Source organism: Rhodopirellula sp. UBA1907 (assembly GCF_002337565.1).
Lineage (GTDB): Bacteria > Planctomycetota > Planctomycetia > Pirellulales > Pirellulaceae > Rhodopirellula > Rhodopirellula europaea.
The window spans coordinates 110,125-131,627 of the sequence record NZ_DDGH01000101.1 but is presented as its reverse complement, the minus strand read 5'-3'; the positions used below and the strand labels follow the sequence as shown (position 1 = coordinate 131,627).

At 55.4% G+C, this 21,503-nt stretch carries 19 protein-coding genes; 9 read left to right on the top strand and 10 right to left on the bottom strand.

Going from position 1 to position 21,503, the window contains the following annotated elements:
* Window positions 1-113: 113 nt before the first annotated feature.
* The 5 genes from B2R17_RS25465 to B2R17_RS25445 all read right to left on the bottom strand — a co-directional run bounded on the left by B2R17_RS25465 (window position 114) and on the right by B2R17_RS25445 (window position 5,802).
* Window positions 114-929, bottom strand: coding sequence for an SDR family NAD(P)-dependent oxidoreductase (locus tag B2R17_RS25465; protein WP_286766212.1), 816 nt, complete (start codon window positions 927-929; stop codon window positions 114-116).
* A 2-nt stretch (window positions 930-931) separates the two neighbouring features.
* A complete protein-coding gene (gene hflX, locus B2R17_RS25460; protein ID WP_008660637.1) occupies window positions 932-2,311 on the bottom strand; it encodes a GTPase HflX in 1,380 nt (459 codons plus the stop codon).
* A 90-nt stretch (window positions 2,312-2,401) separates the two neighbouring features.
* The gene (locus tag B2R17_RS25455) at window positions 2,402-3,826 is read right to left on the bottom strand and encodes an excinuclease ABC subunit UvrC (protein ID WP_286766211.1); all 1,425 of its coding nucleotides are present in this window, start codon (window positions 3,824-3,826) and stop codon (window positions 2,402-2,404) included.
* 266 nt (window positions 3,827-4,092) lie between these two features.
* Window positions 4,093-5,223 carry a hypothetical protein gene (locus B2R17_RS25450; RefSeq protein ID WP_286766210.1) on the bottom strand — a complete coding sequence of 377 codons (1,131 nt, stop codon included), beginning with the start codon at window positions 5,221-5,223 and terminating at the stop codon, window positions 4,093-4,095.
* Between the two features lie 12 nt (window positions 5,224-5,235).
* On the bottom strand, window positions 5,236-5,802 hold the full coding sequence (locus B2R17_RS25445) for a hypothetical protein (RefSeq protein ID WP_008660634.1): 567 nt from the start codon (window positions 5,800-5,802) through the stop codon (window positions 5,236-5,238).
* A 186-nt stretch (window positions 5,803-5,988) separates the two neighbouring features.
* On the opposite strand from B2R17_RS25445, the gene B2R17_RS25440 reads away from it, so the two are divergent.
* A complete protein-coding gene (locus B2R17_RS25440) occupies window positions 5,989-6,699 on the top strand; it encodes a hypothetical protein (protein ID WP_286766209.1) in 711 nt (236 codons plus the stop codon).
* 134 nt (window positions 6,700-6,833) lie between these two features.
* Here B2R17_RS25440 and B2R17_RS25435 read toward each other — a convergent pair whose 3' ends face one another.
* The gene (locus B2R17_RS25435; RefSeq protein WP_008664575.1) at window positions 6,834-7,148 is read right to left on the bottom strand and encodes a carboxymuconolactone decarboxylase family protein; all 315 of its coding nucleotides are present in this window, start codon (window positions 7,146-7,148) and stop codon (window positions 6,834-6,836) included.
* Entirely contained in the window at window positions 7,145-8,677 is a 1,533-nt protein-coding gene (cobA, locus tag B2R17_RS25430; protein ID WP_286766208.1) for a uroporphyrinogen-III C-methyltransferase, read from the bottom strand. The genes B2R17_RS25435 and cobA overlap by 4 nt, the downstream gene beginning before the upstream one ends.
* A 165-nt stretch (window positions 8,678-8,842) precedes the next feature.
* Here cobA and rpsT point away from each other — a divergent pair, with 165 nt between their 5' ends.
* Complete coding sequence (gene rpsT / locus B2R17_RS25425; protein WP_008660630.1) at window positions 8,843-9,115, top strand: 30S ribosomal protein S20; 273 nt, start codon at window positions 8,843-8,845, stop codon at window positions 9,113-9,115.
* A 139-nt stretch (window positions 9,116-9,254) separates the two neighbouring features.
* On the opposite strand, the gene B2R17_RS25420 is transcribed toward rpsT, so the two are convergent.
* The 3 genes from B2R17_RS25420 to B2R17_RS25410 are packed head-to-tail and all read right to left on the bottom strand — an operon-like array spanning window position 9,255 to window position 13,743.
* Entirely contained in the window at window positions 9,255-9,998 is a 744-nt protein-coding gene (locus B2R17_RS25420; protein WP_286766207.1) for a VTT domain-containing protein, read from the bottom strand.
* Between the two features lie 8 nt (window positions 9,999-10,006).
* Entirely contained in the window at window positions 10,007-11,365 is a 1,359-nt protein-coding gene (locus tag B2R17_RS25415) for a DUF1552 domain-containing protein (RefSeq protein ID WP_286766206.1), read from the bottom strand.
* Entirely contained in the window at window positions 11,362-13,743 is a 2,382-nt protein-coding gene (locus B2R17_RS25410) for a DUF1592 domain-containing protein (RefSeq protein WP_414707399.1), read from the bottom strand. The genes B2R17_RS25415 and B2R17_RS25410 overlap by 4 nt, the downstream gene beginning before the upstream one ends.
* Window positions 13,744-14,415: 672 nt before the next feature.
* Between B2R17_RS25410 and B2R17_RS25405 the strand changes: the two genes are divergently transcribed.
* The 7 genes from B2R17_RS25405 (at window position 14,416) to B2R17_RS25375 (ending at window position 21,272) form a co-directional block, all read left to right on the top strand.
* Complete coding sequence (locus B2R17_RS25405) at window positions 14,416-15,117, top strand: SGNH/GDSL hydrolase family protein (RefSeq protein ID WP_008664584.1); 702 nt, start codon at window positions 14,416-14,418, stop codon at window positions 15,115-15,117.
* Window positions 15,118-15,319: 202 nt separating this feature from the next.
* Window positions 15,320-16,555, top strand: coding sequence for an FG-GAP repeat domain-containing protein (locus B2R17_RS25400; RefSeq protein WP_286766205.1), 1,236 nt, complete (start codon window positions 15,320-15,322; stop codon window positions 16,553-16,555).
* A gap of 447 nt (window positions 16,556-17,002) precedes the next feature.
* Window positions 17,003-17,581, top strand: coding sequence for a hypothetical protein (locus B2R17_RS25395; protein ID WP_286766204.1), 579 nt, complete (start codon window positions 17,003-17,005; stop codon window positions 17,579-17,581).
* A 163-nt stretch (window positions 17,582-17,744) separates the two neighbouring features.
* Entirely contained in the window at window positions 17,745-18,203 is a 459-nt protein-coding gene (locus B2R17_RS25390; protein ID WP_286766203.1) for a hypothetical protein, read from the top strand.
* Window positions 18,204-18,398: 195 nt separating this feature from the next.
* Complete coding sequence (locus B2R17_RS25385) at window positions 18,399-18,899, top strand: hypothetical protein (protein WP_286766202.1); 501 nt, start codon at window positions 18,399-18,401, stop codon at window positions 18,897-18,899.
* A 725-nt stretch (window positions 18,900-19,624) separates the two neighbouring features.
* On the top strand, window positions 19,625-20,275 hold the full coding sequence (locus tag B2R17_RS25380) for a hypothetical protein (protein ID WP_286766201.1): 651 nt from the start codon (window positions 19,625-19,627) through the stop codon (window positions 20,273-20,275).
* 535 nt (window positions 20,276-20,810) lie between these two features.
* Complete coding sequence (locus B2R17_RS25375) at window positions 20,811-21,272, top strand: hypothetical protein (RefSeq protein WP_286766200.1); 462 nt, start codon at window positions 20,811-20,813, stop codon at window positions 21,270-21,272.
* Window positions 21,273-21,503 lie beyond the last annotated feature (231 nt).

The window sequence follows — 21,503 nt, the reverse complement described above, 5'->3', positions numbered from 1 at the left end:
GATTCTTTGTGTGAGCCGTTTGGATATTGCCCCCGGTCCTGTTGTGATGAAACCGAGGCGAATGCCCAAAACAGCTCATTAGATCATCAGCCCGATCAGCGTGAGCAACCAGCTCAGCGTCCACGCTTCGCCAGCAAACCGTTCATCACCGGTGGCGAGACACGATCAGCGTAAACCAACGCTTTGCCACCGAGACTCAAGATCACTTCGCCGCGGCCGCGTTTGATCGCCAACAAAGTCGCTTGAGCAACTCGCCTCGGTGGCCAACTTCCGATGCTGTTGGATTTTTGATCTGGTTCCGTCTCGACCAATGAATCAAAGAACTCACTGCGAGTCGTGCTGGGACTGACCAAGGTCACTCCGATTCCATCGCCCACCAATTCGGCTCGCAACGAATCGTTCCAACCGTGCAGCGCAAACTTGCTGGCGCAGTACTCGCTCTTGTCCGGAACTGCCCGGTGGCCCAAGACACTGCCGATGTTGCAGATCACCGGCCGCCGCCCTTTCTGAGCAACCGATCGCAGACGAGGCAACGCATCCCGAGTCCAATCGACCGGAGCGAAGAAATTCACTTCCATCACCCGCCGCATGCGTTCCGGTGAAGCATCCGCGAAGGGACCGATCGCACCCACGCCGGCGTTGTTGACCAAAAGATCCAATCCACCATCGCCGAGTGAATCCGAGGCGTTCAATGCGGCCTCGCGAGTCGAAGCCTCCGTCACATCACCTGCGATGCAGTGCACCCGCTCGGGCCGCGCCGTCGAATCGGCGAGCTCAGTCAATCGTTCGCGACGGCGAGCCACCGCGACAACATGAGCCCCTTCCTCGACCAACATTCGCGTCAGCTCGAGCCCGATGCCACTGCTCGCACCGGTGACGATAGTCACGGCATCCTGAGGATCCCAAACCTGCTGAAACGGCAGCGGCATGCTTAAGCCACGTCGCTTGAACGTTCAACGGATTCTTCTGCTGAATCCTCGCTAGAATCTTCGAGTTCTTCTTCCGAAGCGGTTTGTTTCCACATCTCAAGCGTCGTTGGCGTGACACTCAACGCGCTGCGATTCACGGTTCCCATCGCCGACGCTGGCATGCGAACTCGCACGATGACATGGTCGTTTCCAAACTCGCGAGATTCGATCTTACCGGTGGCGGAAAGGAACGAAAGCAACTTGCCATCGTGATGAGCCACACCGATCTCAACATCCAAAAATTCGCGAGACAAAGCTTCGCCGACCGCTTGAGCCAAAGGCTTCAAACCCGAACGCGACCGTGCACTGACGGGAATGGCATTGGGATAACGATCCAAAACTCGATTCAAAACTCGTGGGCTGGTGATTGCATCAATCTTGTTGAGCACCAACAAAGTGTCTTTCGCTTCGATGCCCAACTCTTCGAGCACTTGATAGACCGCGCTGATCTGTTCAAAGACCTGCGGGCTGCTCGCATCAGCAACATGCAACAACAACTCGGCTTGGCGTGTTTCTTCAAGTGTCGATTTAAAACTGGCGACCAACGAGTGAGGAAGATCGCGAATGAAACCGACCGTGTCGCTCAGCAACACATGTCCCCATTCAGGCAAATGCCAACGTCGAGTTCGAGTATCGAGCGTTGCAAACAGTTTGTCTTGTGCCATCACACCGGCATCGGTCAGAGCGTTCATCAACGTGCTCTTACCGGCGTTGGTGTAACCGACCAAAGACACCGTCGGCGAATCCGAGCGGGCCGCGACTTGTCGTTCACGTCGCAACTCAACGCTTTTTAACTCGGTCTTCAAATCGTGAATGCGTTTTTGAGCCAACCGGCGGTCAACTTCCAATTGCTTTTCACCAGGACCACGCATCCCCACGCCCATCGACTGACGCGACAGGTGAGTCCACATGCGTTTGAGGCGTGGCAGTGAGTATTCCAGTTGAGCCAACTCGACGGCCAAACGCGATTCGTGCGTTCGTGCTCCCGCGGCAAAGATGTCCAGGATCAACTCGGTTCGGTCGATCACCTTCGCATTGGTTTTCTTTTCCAAATTGCGAATCTGCGCCGGGCTCAGATCGTTGTCAAAGATCACCACGTCGGCTTCATGGCGTTCCACCATCAAACGCAGTTCTTCGACTTTGCCTTTGCCCAAGTAAGTTGAGTGATCGGGCGTGGAGCGACGTTGAATCAACTCATCGACCACTTCGGTTCCTGACGTGGTCGCCAACCCATGCAATTCTTCCAACGGATCTTCTTCGACCACGGTGTCGGGCAAGATCAAACGAGCCAAAATGCTACGCTCGGGAGCGTCGTCGTGCAGGGTGATGTGTTTATCTGACACGAGGTGGAAAAAGCCTTGGTCTAAAAGGTTGGAAGCGGAGTCAACGACTCCATTTTACTCTCAATACGGACCCTTCGCACTCGGAAAGGTTCACCGCTCGAGACTGGATTTACTACGCAAAATGTGGTGATAGTGTTGTGCAAACCGGTGCGATTCATCGCGAACATACTGCAGCAAACGCAGCGCAAACGCGTTTTTACTCAGTTTCAGAGGCTCTGAAATTCCCGGTCGAAAAATCTCTTCGTCGCGTTTCGCGAGGCTGATCACGGTTGGCGGCTGGATGTCCTGATCCCGAAATGCCGCCATCGCAGCGTTCAGCTGGCCTTTGCCGCCATCGATCAACAACACGTCCGGAAACGCTTCCTGTCGATCCGATAACCCTCGAAAACGTCGCGACACAACTTCGTAAATGCTGCGAAAGTCGTCGATGCCTTTGACTTCCTGAATCCGAAATCGTCGGTATCCAGGTTTAAATGGCAACCCGTCGATGAATTGGACGAGGCTGGCAACGGTTTCGTTCCCTCCCAAGTGAGCGATGTCGACGCCTTCGATCACGCGAGGCGTTTCCGACAATCCCAACACCTTCTTCAATCCCGCTAGTCCCTTTTGCGGATCGATGTAGAAGACCTCGGGCTGAGTATGGGTATCCAGCTCGCCGCGTTCTTCCAAACGCTCGATCATGTTGATTTCGTCACGAAGAACCGCGGCTCGCTCGAAATCCAAAGCCTTGCTGGCGGTCTTCATCTCACCCCGCATCTCTCGCAGCAACTTCGTCTTGCCACCGTCCAAGAAAGTCTGCAGACGTTTGATGTCGCGGCGGTAATCTTCTTTGCTGATTCGAAAATTGCAGGGCGCGGTGCATTGATTGATGCTCGCCAGCAAACACGGACGGAACCACTGCCAACGCTCATCGGACTCACTGATGTCGAGCGAGCACGTTCGAAACTTGAAGATCCGCTGCATCACCTGGATCGCTCCGCGAAGCGCACCGGCACTGGTAAACGGACCGTATAGCTTCACACCTTTGGACGGTGGTTCTCGCGTCACTTCCACCCGCGGAAATTCCTCTCGCGTGGTGATCATCAAGTAGGGAAACGACTTGTCGTCTTTCAGCTCTTTGTTGTTCCGCGGCTGAATGTCCTTGATCAACCGTGATTCCATCAGCAACGCGTCGACTTCGCTTTCTGTTTCCACAAAGTCGATGTCGGCTATGTCGCCAATCCAGTCGGCCGTGCGAGCGTCCTCGCTGGCTGCCTTCAAAAAATAGCTGCTCGCGCGAGAACGAAGGTTCTTCGCCTTGCCGACATAGATCACCACACCGGCGGAATCTTTCATCAGATACACGCCCGGTGATTGCGGGAATGTTTTGACCTTACGGTTGGCTTGCCGAAACCCGTGGCTGAAATCCTGCAACACTTTGGACGGAACCGCAGAATCAGGCGACGCCTCGGCATCCGAGGCAGCAGCCCTATCGTCGACGGGCTCTTCGTTGATTTCGGTTTCGCGGTCGTTCATTCGTCCCTGTTCTGGGCCACACCATGGTTACGAAGATGGAACTTGCATTGGACCGTGTGCATGCCCATTTGGCAACAATCAGGTCGATCCTCGACAAGAGCGAATGCCGGGCCATTGAACGCACGTTTCGATTCGCCACGTTCTCGGTTGCCCAATCCGCAACCACCCGAACCAACGTTCGCGGCGTTCCGTTTTGCGAGAATCGTTGGATGCACGGAATGATCCATCATCGAACACCCCCAATTGCTATCAATTGGGATCGATGTCTAGCGAAGTCCTCGGAGCGGAGGCCCGGTGGGAGCATTGGCGGAATAGGCCGCCGGCCCAGCGACACCGTATCCCTGAATCCCCGCTGACTGATTCATTGACGATTGGGTCCAAGAGGATTCCGACGCGGGCACGATTTGCCCCGTCGACGCGGAACTGAATCCGATCGAGCCCGTCGCGGTGCTACCGAATCCTCCCGGCGAAGCCATGCCTGACATCTGGACCAAGTTCACTTGGTTCGGGTTTGTTGTTGGCATCGTGAACAATTCGGGATCGCCGGACAGCAATTGGTTGACGGTGTAAGAAGCGACTTCCAATTGCATCGCCAGCGGTGGACCGGCGGCGGGGAACAGTTCCATTTTGACTCGGTGTGGCAAAACGACGTTGGCCGCTTCGTTGAACCGATGATCCGAAGAAACACTTTTCGCGACTTGGCGACCATCCGGCGAATACAAGAACAGGTTGGTCACGTATCCCGCCGATGGTTCGATAAAGATCACGCGTTGATACATGCCCGAGGATGTGTGCACGGACGTCCGCACTTCGATCAATCCATCGCTGCGAAGCACCGGAACTCCGATCACCGAACTTGGGTCCAAACGAGCCAAGCCGATCGCCTCGATCAACCAACTCGGATCAACGGGCAAAATCGAACGGTTGAGCTGTTTCGCGTATTGTTCGTGATTGGCGTAGTACAACGTTTTGGAAGTCATGTTCTCCGGGACTTCGAACCAGAACTCGTTGTCGTTGCTACCCAAATCGATGCCGGCTCCCATGATGACAGGAACGCTGGCCTTCAAACGAAAGCGTTTCTCTCGCTGCAGATTGACGGTTGCGTTGAGTTTGGGAACCGCAGGCATCGACAACACATCCAACTTGGCGGAGTTGGTCGACAACTGCTGAACCACGTCGGTTCGATTGACCGCCGCGGCAAGCTGGTGAATGTCAGGCGACTCATGCAGAACCACGGGCGGAGCCGGAAAGGGCGTGTTCGATACCGCCCGAACGCATCCGGTCGTCAGCAACAGCAAGCCAAGCATCGCGATCACACCGAACGACGCGGCATGTCGATCAATCATGCGAATCGCTGCGGGCAACGAGAACGTTGGCAATGAGAAGGTGGAAAGCATCGGCGTCAATTCTCATTCAGGGAGTTCGTCGACGTCACGGTAAATCAAATCAATCAATTCATCTTGGAGCTTGCCAGCTTCGGACGGGCCGATCGCCACCACTTCCACTTCCATCGTCGATTGGTCCAAATTGGACATCAGCATCATCGTTTCGCGAGACGTTGGTTGCGGTGCAGCCACGTCGCCATCATCGCGTGGATCTTGTTCAGGAGCGCCCATCGGCGAACCGGTTGCGGTGGGCTCGATCGTTTTCAAATGTCGTTTGCGCAGCAACAACAAAGCGAGAAGGAACCGACTTTTCGCGGCTGCGGGTTGGTCCGCCATCGATCGCAGCAACTCGATCAGAACTTCGGGCGGTGCAACTTCGCGTTTCTTTTCTTCCGCTTTCGGCACGCGGTTCTTCCACCAACCGATCGCATCTTCTGGTGGTCCCTTCCAAGCGTCCCCGGCGATGTCGATTCGTTTGAAATCTTCATCGGCTTCGCAAACGACGGAGTAATAGACCTCGCCTGGCTCCAGAGGGCGATCGCCGACGCTGCAGCGACGGGTGGTTCGGTTGATCTTGTATTCACCAATCATGATTCGACCCTAGCAAAGCAAACTTCCCCACCGAAAGGCAGCTTCTGAGCTTGCAGAAGGGGCCTTCAATGGCGTATTTCGAACTCATCTCGCCACCGCCTTCACGCGTGTCGGACACCAAGTCCGTCAAAAGCCGTCGGCACCGACGAACTTGGAAGTCCATCGTACGATCGCCCAACGAACGAGATGCGTGCGGACGCACTCGTTTCGTCAAAGACCGTTCTCATTGATACTTCTGGCCGTCTGATGACAACCAATCCTGCCAACGACGCCGCATCGAGCAGTCCTGAGAATTCGAACACGCCGGAAAATCCGATCAGCCCAGAGAAATTGCCCACTCCTGAGAAGAAGTCGACGACGTCCACTGTCGTGGTCGCGGACCCAAAACCGCTCTCCCTTTTGGCCACCGCCGGTGTTTTGCATCACGAGGGAATGCGTTGCATTTGTGCCCGCAGCACCGACGCCGTTTTAAAAGCCTTTGAACTGGAACAGACCGACGACGCTTCCGCGTTGCCAAAGCTTCAGGTGCGGATCGACGGTGGCCATCCGCAACCGAGCCATTCTGAAAATTCGCATCAGTCGCCCACCAAGTTCGCAATTGATCTGCTGATTTGGGACGTAGCCGACGATCCCATGAGTGTGCTGACGATCATCCAGCAGATCCGCCAATTCTCGCCGTTTCAAAATCTGCCCGTTGTGCTTTTGGCTGATTCCAAATGGGCGGGACTCGAAAAGAAAACCGAAGGCGAGATCGCTCCCACACATTGCCTCTTCAAACCGATCGATCCGAAGTCACTGATCACGATCGCTCAGCACCTGCTTTGGATGCCATCGCTCCAAGCCACCCACCGCCAACGCGGCAGTCGCCCGACCAGGCCAGGCTGGGTCACTCTCTAGGGAACCGAGTAACATTGGCCGCCGTGCGTTAGCACCGGTTCCAGGACGCAACCGGGCCTAACGGCCATCGGCTAAGTGGTGCAGTTTGCAAAAGTGGTTTGTCCTGCGTCTGAGAAACGTGCCGCCACCAGCGATCACTCAGGTTTGGGGTCGATCACGTCTTCCACCCACGACTTCGCTCGCATCATCGTGGGAAAACCAATCGTTGGTGCGGACAGCATTGCCACGTGCCGCAGATCATCCGGCGTGCAGCCCGCCTCGAGTGCTTTGCGACAATGAGAATGTGCTGCACCTTCCAACCCGGCTCCCAGTGAAATCGCCAGCTTGACCAGCGCCACCTCGCGGTCGTTCAACGGCCCCGACTCTCGAGCGGCCTTGCCCAAGTCCTCGTAAGCACGCATGTACTCCGGGTGATCAGCATGCATCTGGCGGTAACGTTTCGGAATCATGTTGTCTCCGCGTCAAGAATCGCTTGGGTCAAAGATTGCATTGTGGCAGACTCAGCAACCGCGTGGACACGCCATCCCAATTCGCGAACGGTTTGGGCGGTCAGTGGACTGATCACCGCGACTTTGGTCTCGCCTATCGAATCACCCAGCCAACGGTGAACGTTCCTCGCCGTCGCGGGACTGGTCAACGTGATCCAGTCCAATGGTTGCTCGTCGAGTTTGGCACGCGTCGCCGGATCCATCTCGGGCACATCCCGGTTTTCATACGCGACCACCTCACGCACTTGGGTGCCAGTGTCGCGCAAACCATCCGAGATGACATCGCGACCACGCTGCGTTCGCACAACCAAGGTCGACTTCAATGATGGTTCGGCATTTTGCAAAGTCGTCAGCAATGCGTCCGCATCAAACGTTTCGGGAATCCAATCCGCTCGCAGATGATAAGTCGCCAAGACGTTCGCCGTCGCGTCGCCAACAACCGCGATTTTCAGTCCGCCCAAGCAGCGCATGTCACGGCCAACTTCGAGCAATCGATCCAGAAAACTCTTCACTCCATTGCGACTCGTGAAGACCAACGAATCAAAGGTCTCGATCTGATCAATCGCGGCATCCACCTTCGACCAATCATCCGGTCCGGAAATCTCAATCGCCGGTTGCACGATCACATTGGCCCCCAATTCATCCAGCGGCTTTGCCAACTGGTCCGCTTGGTCCTTCGGACGTGTGACCAAGACGTTCTTTCCCGAGAGCGGTCGACGACTGAACCAATCCATCGACTCGGCCAATCCAGTGACCTCGCCGACGATCGTGATCACCGGCGGACGAAACTTGCTGGCGGGAGTCAGGTGACCGGCGACCTCGTCCAACCGGCACTGAATCTTTTGCTGGTCCGGCAAACTGCACCGCCGCAGAATCGCACAGGGTGTCTTCGGATCTTTGCCGCTGCCAATCAACGCGTCGGTCCATTGCTTCGCCGTCGTGACTCCCATGTAGATCACCAACGTGCCGGGGAATCTCGCCAATGCAGGCCAATCTAAATCCGACTTTGCCTTGCCCGGTTCCTCATGCCCGGTCACCAAAGCCACCGCCGAAGCGATTCCGCGATGAGTGATCGGAATGCCCGCGTACGATCCCGCCGCCAGTGCCGCGGTGATCCCCGGAACGATCTCAAACGGAATCCGCTCCGCCTTCAACGCGTTGACCTCTTCGCTGGTCCTGGCAAAAACGGCCGGGTCGCCGCCTTTCAGCCGCACGACACGTTTGCCGTCTTTGGCATGCCGGATCATCTCGGCGACGATTTCATCCTGCTTCCAAATACGAGATTGACCGTGTTTGCCGACGCATTGATGAACCGCCTGCGGGGCGTGGACCAGCATTTCGACATTGCTCAGTCCGTCGTAAAGGACGACGTCGCAGTCCTGCAGGCATTCGCGTCCGCGGAGGGTCAGCAGTCCGGGGTGGCCGGGTCCTGCCCCCACCAATGCGACGAATCCCGGCGTTGTTTCAGAAAGAGCAAGTTCAGAATTCAAGGAGATGGAGCTTTTTCGCGATAAATACGGTTGGAAAACAAGATTATGGAACTTCTCCGTTGACCTGGACAGTCGGCTGAATGGACGTCATACTCCTCGATTCCAAATTTTGACCAATTTGATCCGTTCCCTACCAATGCGTGTCCGCCGGACACTCCGAGCGAAATGCCAAACACTTCAAGCGCCTCGAAACGTCTGCGTCAAAACGAAAAACGTCGTTTGCTCAATCGTGCCACTCGTAGCAACATGCGATCGACGATTCGCCGTGTTCGTGAAGCTGTCGAAAACAACGATCTGGAAACCGCCAAGAACGAGTTCAAGGCTGCCCAAAAGAAGTTGGACCGTGCCGCAGCAAACAACTTGATCCACAAGAACGCTGCTGCTCGAACCAAGAGCCGTCTAAACACCCTGATCAAGAACGCAGCTCAAACTGCCTGATTCAGGCCCATTTGGTTTCCAGTGTCGCGATTCCCGCTGACCGGCCACCAAATTTGAGACCACCAAATCAACAAAAGGTCCTGTTTCGTCAGGACCTTTTTCGATGCGCGGTCAGAATCTGACCGAAACACCATCCAGTTCAAGCGTTCTGGCCGGCCGCCAATTCCTCCGCGGCCATTTCTCTCGCTCGCTGCCGCCAAATGTGCCTGGGCACCAAAACCGACAGCAACACGGCGGCGACCACCGACGTGACCAAACCCAACCAGCGGGTCAGACTCGAGTCGGTCGCCCCGGACATCCCCGCTTCAGCGACCGAGCTCATCGTCTCCGTCGCCACCGCTCCGCAATGAACCCACAGCAATTGAGGCCCGGCCGCTAACAACGCCGCAGCCAAGTACGGGACCTGACGAGCCCCGGAGGCTCCCATCGTATAGCTGATGATCGTCGTGGGAATCGGCGACAAACGGACCAGCAGATGCATTCCCAAATTCGCATCGCGAGCCCCCAACCGGATGATCCGCAGAGTTTCCCGCCAGGACGCGTCGGACGCTTCCGCCTCAATATCGATCGGTGAATGCCCCAGCGACCACCGGCCCAAGTGGTAGTTCACCCAAGCCGACACGACCGCGGTGACCGCAAGCGTTGGTCCGCCAACCATCAAACCAAAGACCGATCCCGCCGCGATGGACACAAACGTTTTGGGAACGAACAGGCACATCGCCAACGTCCCCAAAATCACAAACGCCGCCGGTCCTGCATCGCGACCTACGGCCAACCAATCACCGGCCACCTCAACCGCGACACCGCTGACCAGCCCGCACACGCCGACGATGACCAACACCATCGGCAGCAGACGTCTCGCGATCTGTGCTGAACCTTTCAAACCTTCGCCTATCCCAATCCTTGCAAAACCCCGCTGCTATCGCCAAAGCGATCCGCGTTCGCCCCCATCTGCTTCATCATCCACAGATAAAGATTGCACAGCGGCGTGCCATTTTTATAACGCACATGCTGACCAGCACGAATGCGTCCGCCACCGCCACCAGCCAACAGGATCGGCAGGTCGTCGTGGTTGTGCCGATCCCCATCACTGATCCCGCTGCCATACACAATCATGCAATTGTCCAGCAGCGAACCATCGCCCTCGCGAATCAGCTTCAATCGAGACAGCAGGTAATTGAATCGCTCCGCATGGAACGAATTGATCTTCGCAATCTCAGCTTGCTTGTGCTCGCTTTTGCCGTGGTGCGAAAGCTCATGGTGCCCTTCGTTGACGCCGATCTCTTTGTAAGCCCGATTGCTTCCCGCGTTGGTGAACATGAACGACAAAATTCGCGTGCTGTCGGTTTGGTAAGCCAACGCCACCATGTCCATCATCAAATCGCTGTGCCGCGACAGCTCCTGAGGCACACCACTGGGTCGCGGGTAATCCGGCACCCCTTCTTCCGTCAGCCCTAATTTTTCGGCGCCGTCCAATCGCTTCTCAACATCACGAATGGAATACAGGTATTCGTCCAACTTGCGCCGATCGACGATCGGCAAATGAGCATGCAAACGCTTCGCATCGCTGGCGACAAAATCCAGGATGCTCTTTCGATACTTCTCTCGCTCGCTCTTGGCCCGGCGAGTTTCCTTGATGGTTTGCCCCGCGAACAATCGATCAAACAAAGCCCGCGGGTCGGTCTCTTTCGCCATCGGATTGGTCGGACCACGCCATGACATGTTCGATGCGTACGCGCAACTGTAGCCACTGTCGCAATTGCCAGCCTGGCTGCTCGCTTCCAAGCCTAACTCCAAGGAAGCAAACCGGGTTCGATCGCCCACGTACTGAGCCGCCACCTGATCAACCGACACACCATTTTGAATGTCGGCCCCGTTGGTCTTTCGAGGGTGAGCCCCCGTCAAGAAAGCCGCCACGCTGCGTGCGTGATCGCCGCCTCCATCGCCATGCGCCCGAGCCCCATCCAGGGTCAGCCCCGACAACACACTGATCGAATCCTTGTTCTCAGCCAGCTTCTGCAACGTCGGCGTCAGCTCAAATTCGCGACCATCTTTCTGCGGCGTCCAGGCTGGCATGTGCATGCCATTGGGCACATAGAAAAATCCCATCCGCAACGGCGGCGGCCCACCATCCGAAGTGGCCGCCAACAATCGCGTCGGACTCATCACATCCAACAAAGGCAATGCCACCGAGGTTCCCATCCCACGAAGCATCAAGCGTCGCGAAAAAGTTCGAGGTGAATGACTCATGGTTCTCGATACCCTTGCTTCTGAAAAGGATCACTCTGGATGATCGCTGCGATCAAGTAAGCGAATTTGTAGTCGTGCGTACGAACATCTGCCGTGATCTTGTCGAGCGCACACTTGTCGTAATATTCCGTTCCACGCCCCAATGCGTAGATCAACATCTTCTCAGCCAAACATCGAACAAACTGTTCGCTCCGCTGCGTCGTCAACAAATCTCGCAACCCATTGATACCATCAAACGAAGTCCCGTCGGGCATCGAACCGCTCGCGTCAATCTCATCACGCCCATCACGAGTTCGCCAACGCCCCACGGCGTCAAAGTTCTCGAGTGCAAACCCGAGCGGATCCATCATGTTGTGACACGCCGCGCACGCTGGGTTGGACCGGTGCTGCTCCATGCGTTCGCGAAGAGTCCCCACCAATTTCCCCTTCTCAAGCTCGGGGATGTTTGGCGGTGCCGGCGGAGGAGGTGTGTTGAGCAGATTGTCCAGGATCCACTTCCCTCGTTTCACTGGGCTGGTCCGTGTCGGATTGCTGGTCACCGTCAAAACGCTGGCGTGGGTCAGCAACCCGCCTCGCGGTGTCCCCGACAACGACACCCTGCGGAATTCACTTCCGCGAACATCGTTGATTCCATAAAACTTCGCGAGCGTTTCGTTCATGTAAGTGAAGTCAGCACTCAACAATTCCGTGACCGGCAAGTTGTTTCGCATCACTTCGGAAAAGAACATCAACGTTTCCACCCGCATCGCTTCCCGAACTTCATCGTCGAAACCACGATAGATGCGTGTGTCCGGCTGGACGATTTCCAAGTTGCGAAGCTGCAACCACTGCGAAGCAAAGTTGTCAACGAAGCGACTCGCCTTGGGGCTCTTGATCATCCGCCCGACTTTCTCCAGCAACATTCGGCGATCACGAAGCTGACCGCGATGTGCCATCCGCAGCAGCTCATCGTCCGGCATGCTGCTCCATAGAAAGTAAGAAATCCGCGTCGCCAACTCATACTGATTAACCAGCGGCATCACACCATCTGGACCTGGCTTCCGCGGGCGTTCGACTCGAAACAGGAAGTACGGCGAGACCAAAACGGCTTGCATCGCGACTTGCATGCTCTCTTCAAATGAACCTCCGTTCTCATGCACTTGAGAAGCCAATCCAACCAATCGCGTGAGTTCTGATTGACCGATTGGCCGGCGATAAGCCCGGCTCGCAAATCGCCCCAACACCGCTTTCGCAGCCCGTTCAAATTCCCGGTCATTGCCCGGGGTTTCAAACACCAGCACTCGATGAGTCACCGGCAAATCAGGCGAAGAAACAAATTGACTGCGTTGCTCAACGCCACTCACCTTCACATGGTGAACGTGCAGGTTGCGATCGATCTTGTCTTTGACGTAGTAGTCGTTCAAAAACGAGATATCGATTTGGCGGGTGCCTTTTCCCAATCGAAACGCGACCGTCTTGTCCGTTGGCTCGCTTTCTTTCACCTCCACGGGAATCGCTCGTCGCCCGTCCGTGACTTCCACTCGAACCGGTTCATCGCCGCCTTGGTCTCCACTCAGACTCAGCACCAACGTGTAGGTCCCGCTGAACGGAGCATCGAACTGCAGCGTGACCGTGCCGTTCGATGACATCACCAAGTGACTCCGGACGTTGAATTTGTCCGCCCCAATCAAGGTCGCCGGAGAGCGTTCCAACTCAAACAGTTCTGGCGGTGGCGGCGTGTAGATCGCTTCGCCCATGATCGTCTCCGCCGCATCAAGGTACTTCTCCATCAGCAACGGAGGCAACGAAAGCACATCACCAATGTTGTCGAATCCGTAGCCAACATCGTCGCCGGGAAAATCGTCTGCCGGAGCGTAATCAACTCCCACCAAATCGCGAATCGTGTTGCGATACTCAGCCCGATTCAGCCGCCGCAGAGTGACTTTGCCGGCGTTGGGATTCTGCACGCAGTCGATCGCATTGGCCAATTCATCGATCAGTTCGATCATCCGAGTCCGACTGGACGGATCCATCACATCGGAATCTGCCGGTGGCATGGTGCCCAAACGAACCTGCGCCAAAGCCCGCATCCAATGGTCACGACCTTGGACCAACTTCGCCGCCGTGTCATCCGCTTCCAACGACACGCCGCCTTCACCATCCTCGGCACCATGACAGTCGTAGCAGTAAGTCCGCAACAGCGGCAACAACTGCTCACGGAACATGAGTTCGCTGGCAAGTTCATCCGCAACCAGGACGCTACCGCCGACGAAACAAACGATCAGCGCAGCAACGCAGGCGAACAAGCCACGTTGCGCGAATCTCGCGGTTCGAGGCAGCCGAACAAAAAGAAGTCGCGTAACACGATGATCAACAGGATGAATGGACACACTTTGCATCCCACCATTTTACCAAGCCACACCTCGTGAGCGTGCACAATCCACAGGCGAATTGCTCACCCCGCTATCGGCAGAGTCGCCACAACCCGGCCATTCAATACAACCACCCACCACAGTAACAAGTGGCATAGGCTTCCAGCCTGTGATTGCCCTGAACACTACCCGAAAGCCAATGCAACTCTTTAAACCAAGCAAGCCGGCGGGGCCCGGCAGAGCCGACAGAGCAACGGGGATGGCTTACATGGGATGCTTTGAACCTGATAAGCCCGGAAGCTGGCTGGCACTTTCCGGAAATGCATCGACCCGTTTGTACATCGATGGCGATTTCGACGGTACTGTCTCGTCTCACGATTCCCCTTCGCTCTTCTCTCTGTGCGTGTCGGAGTTCGCGCGTCACGAATCAATCCATTTAATTTCTTCGATTGGTTACACTTTATTTAACGCTGGCATAGGCAGAAGCGACGTACCGGCGGAACTTTACTCGGACGGTCCCGAGCGACGAGTGACGAAGAAGGGCAATAGTTACAGTCGATGGTGCGTCCTCCAGCAGCAATAGGCGGCCCCATACGATGAACCGAAATCTCGGAGTCGCAGTTCCCTAGCAACGGAAAATCAATCGCCGCGTCTCAGTTATCGCGGCCATTTTTTGGAGAGAGGTAAAACGGACAAGAGATGAAAACACTGCTGACCATATCGCTATTGCTCACCGGCATTCTTTGCCCGACGCTTCCTGCCCAAGACGAAGCGAAAGAAGCCGACTTGCCGAAGGTGCTGATCATAGGCGACTCAATATCCCTGGCATTCACTCCTCATGTCGCGCGGCAGCTAGACGGAAAGGCTACCGTCAAACACAACCCAGGAAACGCTCAACACACGGGCACAGGTTTGGCAAAGTTAGATCAGTGGATTGGCGATACCCATTGGGACGTCATTCATTTCAACTGGGGTTTATGGGATCTCTGTTACCGCCACCCGAAATCGAAGGTGCAAGGACGCAGAGACAAACTCAATGGCACGCTCACCACCACCTTGGAGCAGTACGAGAAGAATCTTGATGAACTCGTCTCCCGCCTTAAGAAAACAGACGCGAAACTGATCTGGGCAAATACGACCGTTGTTCCGGAAAAGGAAGCAGGTCGCGTCAGGGGCGACGACGTGAAATACAATGAAGCCGCGGCAAGAATCATGAACAAGCATGCCATCACCACGAATGATCTTCACTCACTCACCAAGACGTTTCCTGCCGACCAATTCGATGGCCCTGGCAATGTCCACTATACACAGCAGGGTTATCAAAAGATTGGACAACAGGTGGCCGAGCATATTTTGACAGTTCTGGAGAGCGAGCAAAAAGAGTCGGCCACCAAGCAATAGCCGCATCCTCGTGTAGGTCCCAACCGCCTTTTGCGCAGAACATACTCTCGGCTGCTCATCGAGACCTCCCCAATACGGAATTCTCTTGGTCACTCGAGAACAAGTGATCAGTCCCGCCAAAGTGCTTGATCTACCTCCGCACTTTCTTCCGGTTCAGATTCGAACTCACAGCGTTTGCCCTGAGCAGGAGTTTTCGAAGACCATGAAGACGACACTGGGTTTCGTTATCGCTGCCATCTTTTGGGCAGGGACGCTGCTGGGTCAAGAGAAGCAACAAGCTGACTTTGTTACCTGGAAACAACATGTCGGAATCCCTGGTCCGAGTGGCTGGCGCGTCAACGTGATTCAGCCTGACCCGAAGGACCACGGTCCCGACGGTTTCAACCACCACGATTGGGATGCTGATGGTGACCTGGATGTCTTGGTGAACTTCGAAGAAGGAGGATACAGCCGGCTGTATTTCAATCCCGGAAAGGACCGCATCCGCGAACTTTGGACCGACTACATTCAGCTGGAGAGGCACGGCAAGTGCGAGGACTCGGGCATCGGTGACCTGGATGCCGATGGTGAGATCGACTACATCGCCAATGGCGGGCACGTCTATTTCAACCCTGGTGAGAAAGACCTGAGAGAGGCAAAGAAATGGATCAAGATGACACTCTTCCAGAGTGAAGCACGCACTCCCGTCGTCAGTGACGTCGATGGCGACGGCCTGAATGACCTCATCGTCGGAGCCAAAGCTTGGTACCGGCAACCGATTGAGAACAAACACGATGCTACCCAATGGAAACGCTACGAACTCGGCGAAGCCGACTGGCCGATGAGCTGCTTCATCAACGACATCGATGGCGACGGGGACGATGACATCATCGTTCAGGAACGCAAAAACCAAGGGACCTTTTATTACGAGAACCCTGGTCAAGAGAAGGTCAGCGAACCTTGGCCGGTCACGATGATCGATGCTGAAAAGAATGGCATGTTCATGGCCCTCGGCGATGTCAACTGCGACGGGCGTCTCGATTTAGTGAAAGCCAGCGGCGCGGGTGCAGTGCACATCTACCTGCGCACGAACGACATGGGTGCCCCGGTCTACAAGAAGATCGAGGTGCCTCCGCCAGCCCAACCGGGCTGCGTCAAGGTAAAGCCCAAACCCAAGGGAGTTGCGATCCTTGAACTCAACGGCGATCCGACGCATCCTGAAATTGCAATCATCCCCGAGTATGAGGCGCAGTTGTGGTACTTGACGATGTCCGGCGACGGAATGTCGCCGAAGGATTGGACCAACACTCTGATGGATATGCCGAGTCCAGAGTCACGCAAGAAGATGGACAATGCCTTTCTGGTCGATCTCGATGGGGATTGCGATCTGGACATCGCGACGACGGAAGAGAACGGAGGCTGGGGCGTCATCTGGTTCGAAAATCCCTTGAAAAATTGACGAGCCACTGACGGCGGAGAACCGATCACGACAATGATCTTTCAAACTCCTGAATCGAATTGCAAGTCAAATCGGGACAGGGGTCCGGTTGCCTGGCCCTCTTCCGCACCACTTTGCATGCGGGCCCGCACGAAGCTGTTCGCTGCGAAGATCCAAACGCTTGCCAGCGTTGTGCCAGGTCCTACAAGCCCTCGGCGGTCCGGCACTCGATCGTTACCCCCGACGTCATGGAGAGACGCTCCATCAGCCAGGCAAAATTAGCCCATTGCAGCTCATAGCAAAGCCCCGAGCGAAAGGGCAGCAGGGTATAAAGTTCCGGCCACCTTCCTAATTTCGACGCTTGAGTGAGGAACGGCAACACATCCCCACGCTGGCCCATCCGGGGCGGAGGAGGAAAAACGGAGCCGGAACAATCTCATCCCAACCCCACCCCCAACGCAAGGACGCATGACAATGCAACGATTGGCCATCTACACCACCGCGGTGGCAGCTTGCCTGCTTGTGACCCCAACAGTGCTCGCACTCACGGTTGCCTATGGCCAACGAGACATGGAGAAGGCCGGCCCCGGCTGTGTTGGAGGTTGGCTATCCGCCCACGGCAACACCGCCTACTTCTGTGGCGACACGGAACGACTCAACCGCCAATTGGCAGCAGTCGCCCAGTCAAATTTGGGGCGTTCCGCTGCAAAGGTCGTGTTGCATGCCGGCAAAAATTCAATTGACGACCCGATTGAGCAGCCGCTGACAGGCTTCGGTGAGAGAGCGCCCGATCGACTGCCGATCGACTGGTCTGTTCGCAGATCATGTCCCTCTTCCGATGTTCTGCGTGGACGTTGCCAATGCAACCGGCGATCGGTCACCGTTGATATTTGGATTGCCAATGACATCGAGCTCGACTCGCTCTCCATCCCACCCCAATTCACCGTCGAATCCGGTGGTGAAATCGATGCGTTCGTCGATCGACACGACATCAATAAGCGACATGGAAGCGAGCAACCACGCGCTGCACCGAAGACAGACCATTGAAGTTTCGTGAAAAGACAGTCGACATCCCTGGCATCATGGCGGGTGAACTTTCCGGCTGAAATCTTCCCAAGATCGACCGCCACCGGCCGAATGGTACTTCATCCAATCCCTCCGGTTGGCCGATAAACTGTTCGATCGCAATCCCGAACGCAAGGAAGACACCGTGAAACTTCGCAAAGCACACTGCATCGTACTTGTTGCATCTTCTTTCGCTCTGGTCGTCGTCGTTGCCGGGATTCGGGACGCTCGCGATGAAACTGCTTCCATGCAAATGGCGGCGGCGAGCATGACTGTCTCGCCCGCAGAGCCTGCGACCTATTTCGTGACGCGGCCAGTCCGAGAACAGCGTGAGAAAACAGTCAACTACACCGTGACCAAGCCCGTTTACGAACAACGCACCAAGACTGTGCGTTACACGCAAATGACGCCAGTGCGTGAAACCCGAACCAAACGGGATGATGTGACGGGGCAAACCACCGAATACGCTGTCTGTAAGATGGTGCCGAAAACAAAGGAAAAGACGGTCAACTACACGGTCTGCAAAATGATTCCCGAACGACGAACCAAGAACATCTCGTACACTGTCACTCGAATGGTGCGAGAAGAACGGATCCTGGACTAAGCAGCTACGCAGGTGCCTTCGGGAATGTTAGCCGTTTAGCGTTAACAATGGTTCCTACGCGCAAACGGCTCACAAAATGAAACCCAATCAGCACTGCCCAGATGCATTAAACGCAATTCAGGGCTCGCTGACCGTGGCGCTTGCACCCAGGGCGACTGCGTCTTTCTCCCAATTCCATACAACCTGGATACTTCAATGGATGACAGTTTACTTTTCGCCTTCAAAACGCTTGGAGGGTTGGTGGGCTTTGCACTCGGCGCCGGGATTGGAAGCTTGGTGGGTGCGATCTGGCTCAGACTCGCTGCAACATGGCTCAATTTTGCAGACATACCTTATTGGACTGCCTTTCGTTGTTCGCTCGTTTCCGGTTTAGTCGTTGCGTCAATCAACCTGGCAGTGGGCTTCAACCACGGACTGTCATTCCGACTTCTGGCAGACGATTCTTTCCAGGTGAACAGTTTACCATTTCAGTATGGCCCAACATTCTTCCTATACAGCATCATCCTTGGTTTGATGCTAACGGCAGTGATTTTTCGAAGAATCATTCAAGCAAAGAGCGACAATCAGCTCATGGCATTTGGCGACGCGGTATCGCTGGCTTCGTTGTACTACACGATTTCGTTTCTCGCTTTCGTCATTTGTGGTGCTGTTGTTTTCCTTGCAATCGCAATCCTTCTTTCGTTCATAGGTGGCTAGTGGTCTGTCACGACTTGTTTTTAGGGTAGTGGACGAGGCCACGATCAACCCTAACTTTTAGATGTGACAGACCACTAGCTCCACGACGGACCAAGACAGAATCATGATCGAGACCGGGCCTGTTTGCTCGGGCATCCCTTACACCTTCATGCTCGCGTGTCAGCACACAGAGACTCGGACCCAGGAGGCAAACCTGCTCCAAAACTCCTCCAGGCTCGCTAGCGAGTATTGTCTGAGACATCCGATCGAAATCGCAACACTTCTGCGGCGGCAGATGAGCGATCAAAAGGGATGGGTAGTATTAGTCGACGCATGAACTCCTTCACGCTCCTATCCTCCTAGATTTCCCCGCAATGCTTTGCCGGGCGAGACAACCGTGCGAGTCCCGTCATTTCTTCAGCGTGTCACGGTCTGTTACTTCCCTGGAGTTGCTTTCGTTCCGCACTCTCTATCGTTCGAAATTGATTTGCTACACTGTCTCCAAGCAAGAGACCGGTAAAAGCACAGCAGGATATCACCAAACAATACCACGCCAATATCAGGCGAACTGGGACAGCTGCTGCTTGCGAGAATTTCTGTATTGGTTGACTGCACAATCCCGAGTCAACGACGCGGTACGCCATCCGACTGAGATAGCTCAATCACACCTCGCTGATACAGCAGTTTGTCATCGCACCACGCGGCACCAACCAACGCCCCGATTCAATGATCGCACACCCGTACTGATGGACGCGAATCCAAAATCCACTCGTAATCGCTGGCGCTGGACCGTCATCGGGTCGATCGCTTTTGCGTTTTCCGCCGGCCTCGGAATGTCGAACATGGATTACTACCCCGGGGCATTCCTCTGGGGACTATCCGCTTCTGGCTGGTCCGTCATCGGGTTTCCAATCCTAATGGCAATTGGATTTGTTTCAACGATGCCGTTCAATTGGTTGGCCGATCGAGAGAAACCACATCTCGCACTCATCATCGGGGCAGGTTGCTATGCCCTCTACTTCGGGCTTGTATTAAGCCATTCCACGCCATCAGCCCGTGCTTCATGGGCTCTGGGACAAGAGCTTCCTGCCGACACAACGATTCTTGCATTGAAACGACACGACACGTTCAACGATGGCTTTTTTGTTCACGCTAAACTCTCGATGTCACGAGCTGTTATGGAACAAATCGTCAATGAAGATGAATGGATTCGATCGATCACGAGCGACAGATTTGCCTCACTCTTTCCCGACGACCGCTTTCCACAACCCACCAGTTCCCTCGATGGTGAATACGTGAGCCAGCTTGCGTTTCGTACAGATACTGCCCAACTATTCTATGCCCCAGAAGAGGAGCTACTGTATGTAACCCGACATTCGCAAATTTCTGAACCATAGTACAGTCAATTGCTGCAGCGATCGGTGCAACCAACTCCCCGCTACGACGTGATTTTCAAATGCAATTCACATGCCCTCCGCGGCGGCTACATTCCCGCGTTTGCGATCAAAGGCGACCGTGGACTATCAGCAAATGAGTGAACTTCACAATGTTCCCGTCCACCTTCGATACGCCAAAGCATCAAGCGTCATAGAAAGCTGAGCGTGTCACCCAGATCAAAACCATTGTCTTCGATTGGCGTCAGGAGACGAATCTTCAGGTCGTCTACGGTCGTCGAACAAAGCATTTTCTGGGTGGAACTGGATTTCTACGATTCGCTGTGATTTCGATTCGCCTACGGTTCGCAAATTGCGAAGTTTCCTCCCTAGCTTTCCAGCATGGAATCTACTGAAACGGTTGATCCGGTCTCGAAATTCCCAGGTGCATCCCGATGCTCACATTACGTGGGCCTCGCGGAGCATTTCCACGACGGTCACCCGAACCGGCCTGTACCTTCAAAAGCGGCTTTGGATCTGGCCGATCGTTGCCGTCATCGTGTTGCCGACCATCGGCTATTTCATGGGCAATGCGGTTGAATCAACGATCAAAGGCAACGTCAGCTCAGGGATGCAAACGCTGGTCGATCTGGAAGCCGAAATGCTGACCAAATGGTTCAGCGTGCAAGAGTCCGCGGCCGAGGCGCTGGCCAACGACGCCACCTTGCCACGAACCGTCTACCAGTTGTTTCAAACGGATCAGTCTGCTTCGCCCCCCGCGTCGCCCGGCGACTCACACAAAGAACTGGCGGCCGAGCTGGGTCCCGCGATGTCGGCTCATGACTTCGATAGCTATCTCTTGATTGACAAGTCCAAACGAATCGTCTCGGCAACCCATGCCGCTTTGGTGGGCGAGCCAGGGATTTTGGAATACGAACCATTCATTGACCGGGCACTGACAGGTGAAGCATTCCTCTCCCCTCCGTTCCCCAGCGTGGTGATGATGGACGCGGATGGATGATCCCGAATGGGCGGTCCAACCATGTATGTCTGCGCCCCGATTCGCGCCCCTTCCTTTCAGGAGGTCGTGCAGTTCTTAAGTACTGTGCCTGTAACGCCTTAAAACCCAGCCCGCGCAGCGGAAGGGGTCGGAAAGCGAGCGTTCAGCGAGATTTCCGGGGAAGGGCAGTCCGCGCCGCTCCTCATGCTCGGCCCCCTCCCTCACGTTCGCCTGAACGGCGTCGCTCGACCT

What these genes read in the sequence shown, in the direction of transcription:
- rpsT (WP_008660630.1), top strand. Translation starts at nt 8,843, where the DNA reads ATGCCAAACACTTCAAGCGCCTCGAAACGTCTGCGTCAAAACGAAAAA.
- B2R17_RS25435 (WP_008664575.1), bottom strand. Translation starts at nt 7,148, where the DNA reads ATGATTCCGAAACGTTACCGCCAGATGCATGCTGATCACCCGGAGTAC.
- B2R17_RS25400 (WP_286766205.1), top strand. Translation starts at nt 15,320, where the DNA reads ATGAAGACGACACTGGGTTTCGTTATCGCTGCCATCTTTTGGGCAGGG.
- B2R17_RS25450 (WP_286766210.1), bottom strand. Translation starts at nt 5,223, where the DNA reads ATGCTTTCCACCTTCTCATTGCCAACGTTCTCGTTGCCCGCAGCGATT.
- B2R17_RS25395 (WP_286766204.1), top strand. Translation starts at nt 17,003, where the DNA reads ATGACAATGCAACGATTGGCCATCTACACCACCGCGGTGGCAGCTTGC.
- B2R17_RS25440 (WP_286766209.1), top strand. Translation starts at nt 5,989, where the DNA reads ATGCGTGCGGACGCACTCGTTTCGTCAAAGACCGTTCTCATTGATACT.
- B2R17_RS25445 (WP_008660634.1), bottom strand. Translation starts at nt 5,802, where the DNA reads ATGATTGGTGAATACAAGATCAACCGAACCACCCGTCGCTGCAGCGTC.
- B2R17_RS25405 (WP_008664584.1), top strand. Translation starts at nt 14,416, where the DNA reads ATGAAAACACTGCTGACCATATCGCTATTGCTCACCGGCATTCTTTGC.
- B2R17_RS25415 (WP_286766206.1), bottom strand. Translation starts at nt 11,365, where the DNA reads ATGAGTCATTCACCTCGAACTTTTTCGCGACGCTTGATGCTTCGTGGG.
- B2R17_RS25465 (WP_286766212.1), bottom strand. Translation starts at nt 929, where the DNA reads ATGCCGCTGCCGTTTCAGCAGGTTTGGGATCCTCAGGATGCCGTGACT.
- B2R17_RS25385 (WP_286766202.1), top strand. Translation starts at nt 18,399, where the DNA reads ATGGATGACAGTTTACTTTTCGCCTTCAAAACGCTTGGAGGGTTGGTG.
- B2R17_RS25410 (WP_414707399.1), bottom strand. Translation starts at nt 13,743, where the DNA reads ATGCAAAGTGTGTCCATTCATCCTGTTGATCATCGTGTTACGCGACTT.
- B2R17_RS25380 (WP_286766201.1), top strand. Translation starts at nt 19,625, where the DNA reads ATGGACGCGAATCCAAAATCCACTCGTAATCGCTGGCGCTGGACCGTC.
- B2R17_RS25455 (WP_286766211.1), bottom strand. Translation starts at nt 3,826, where the DNA reads ATGAACGACCGCGAAACCGAAATCAACGAAGAGCCCGTCGACGATAGG.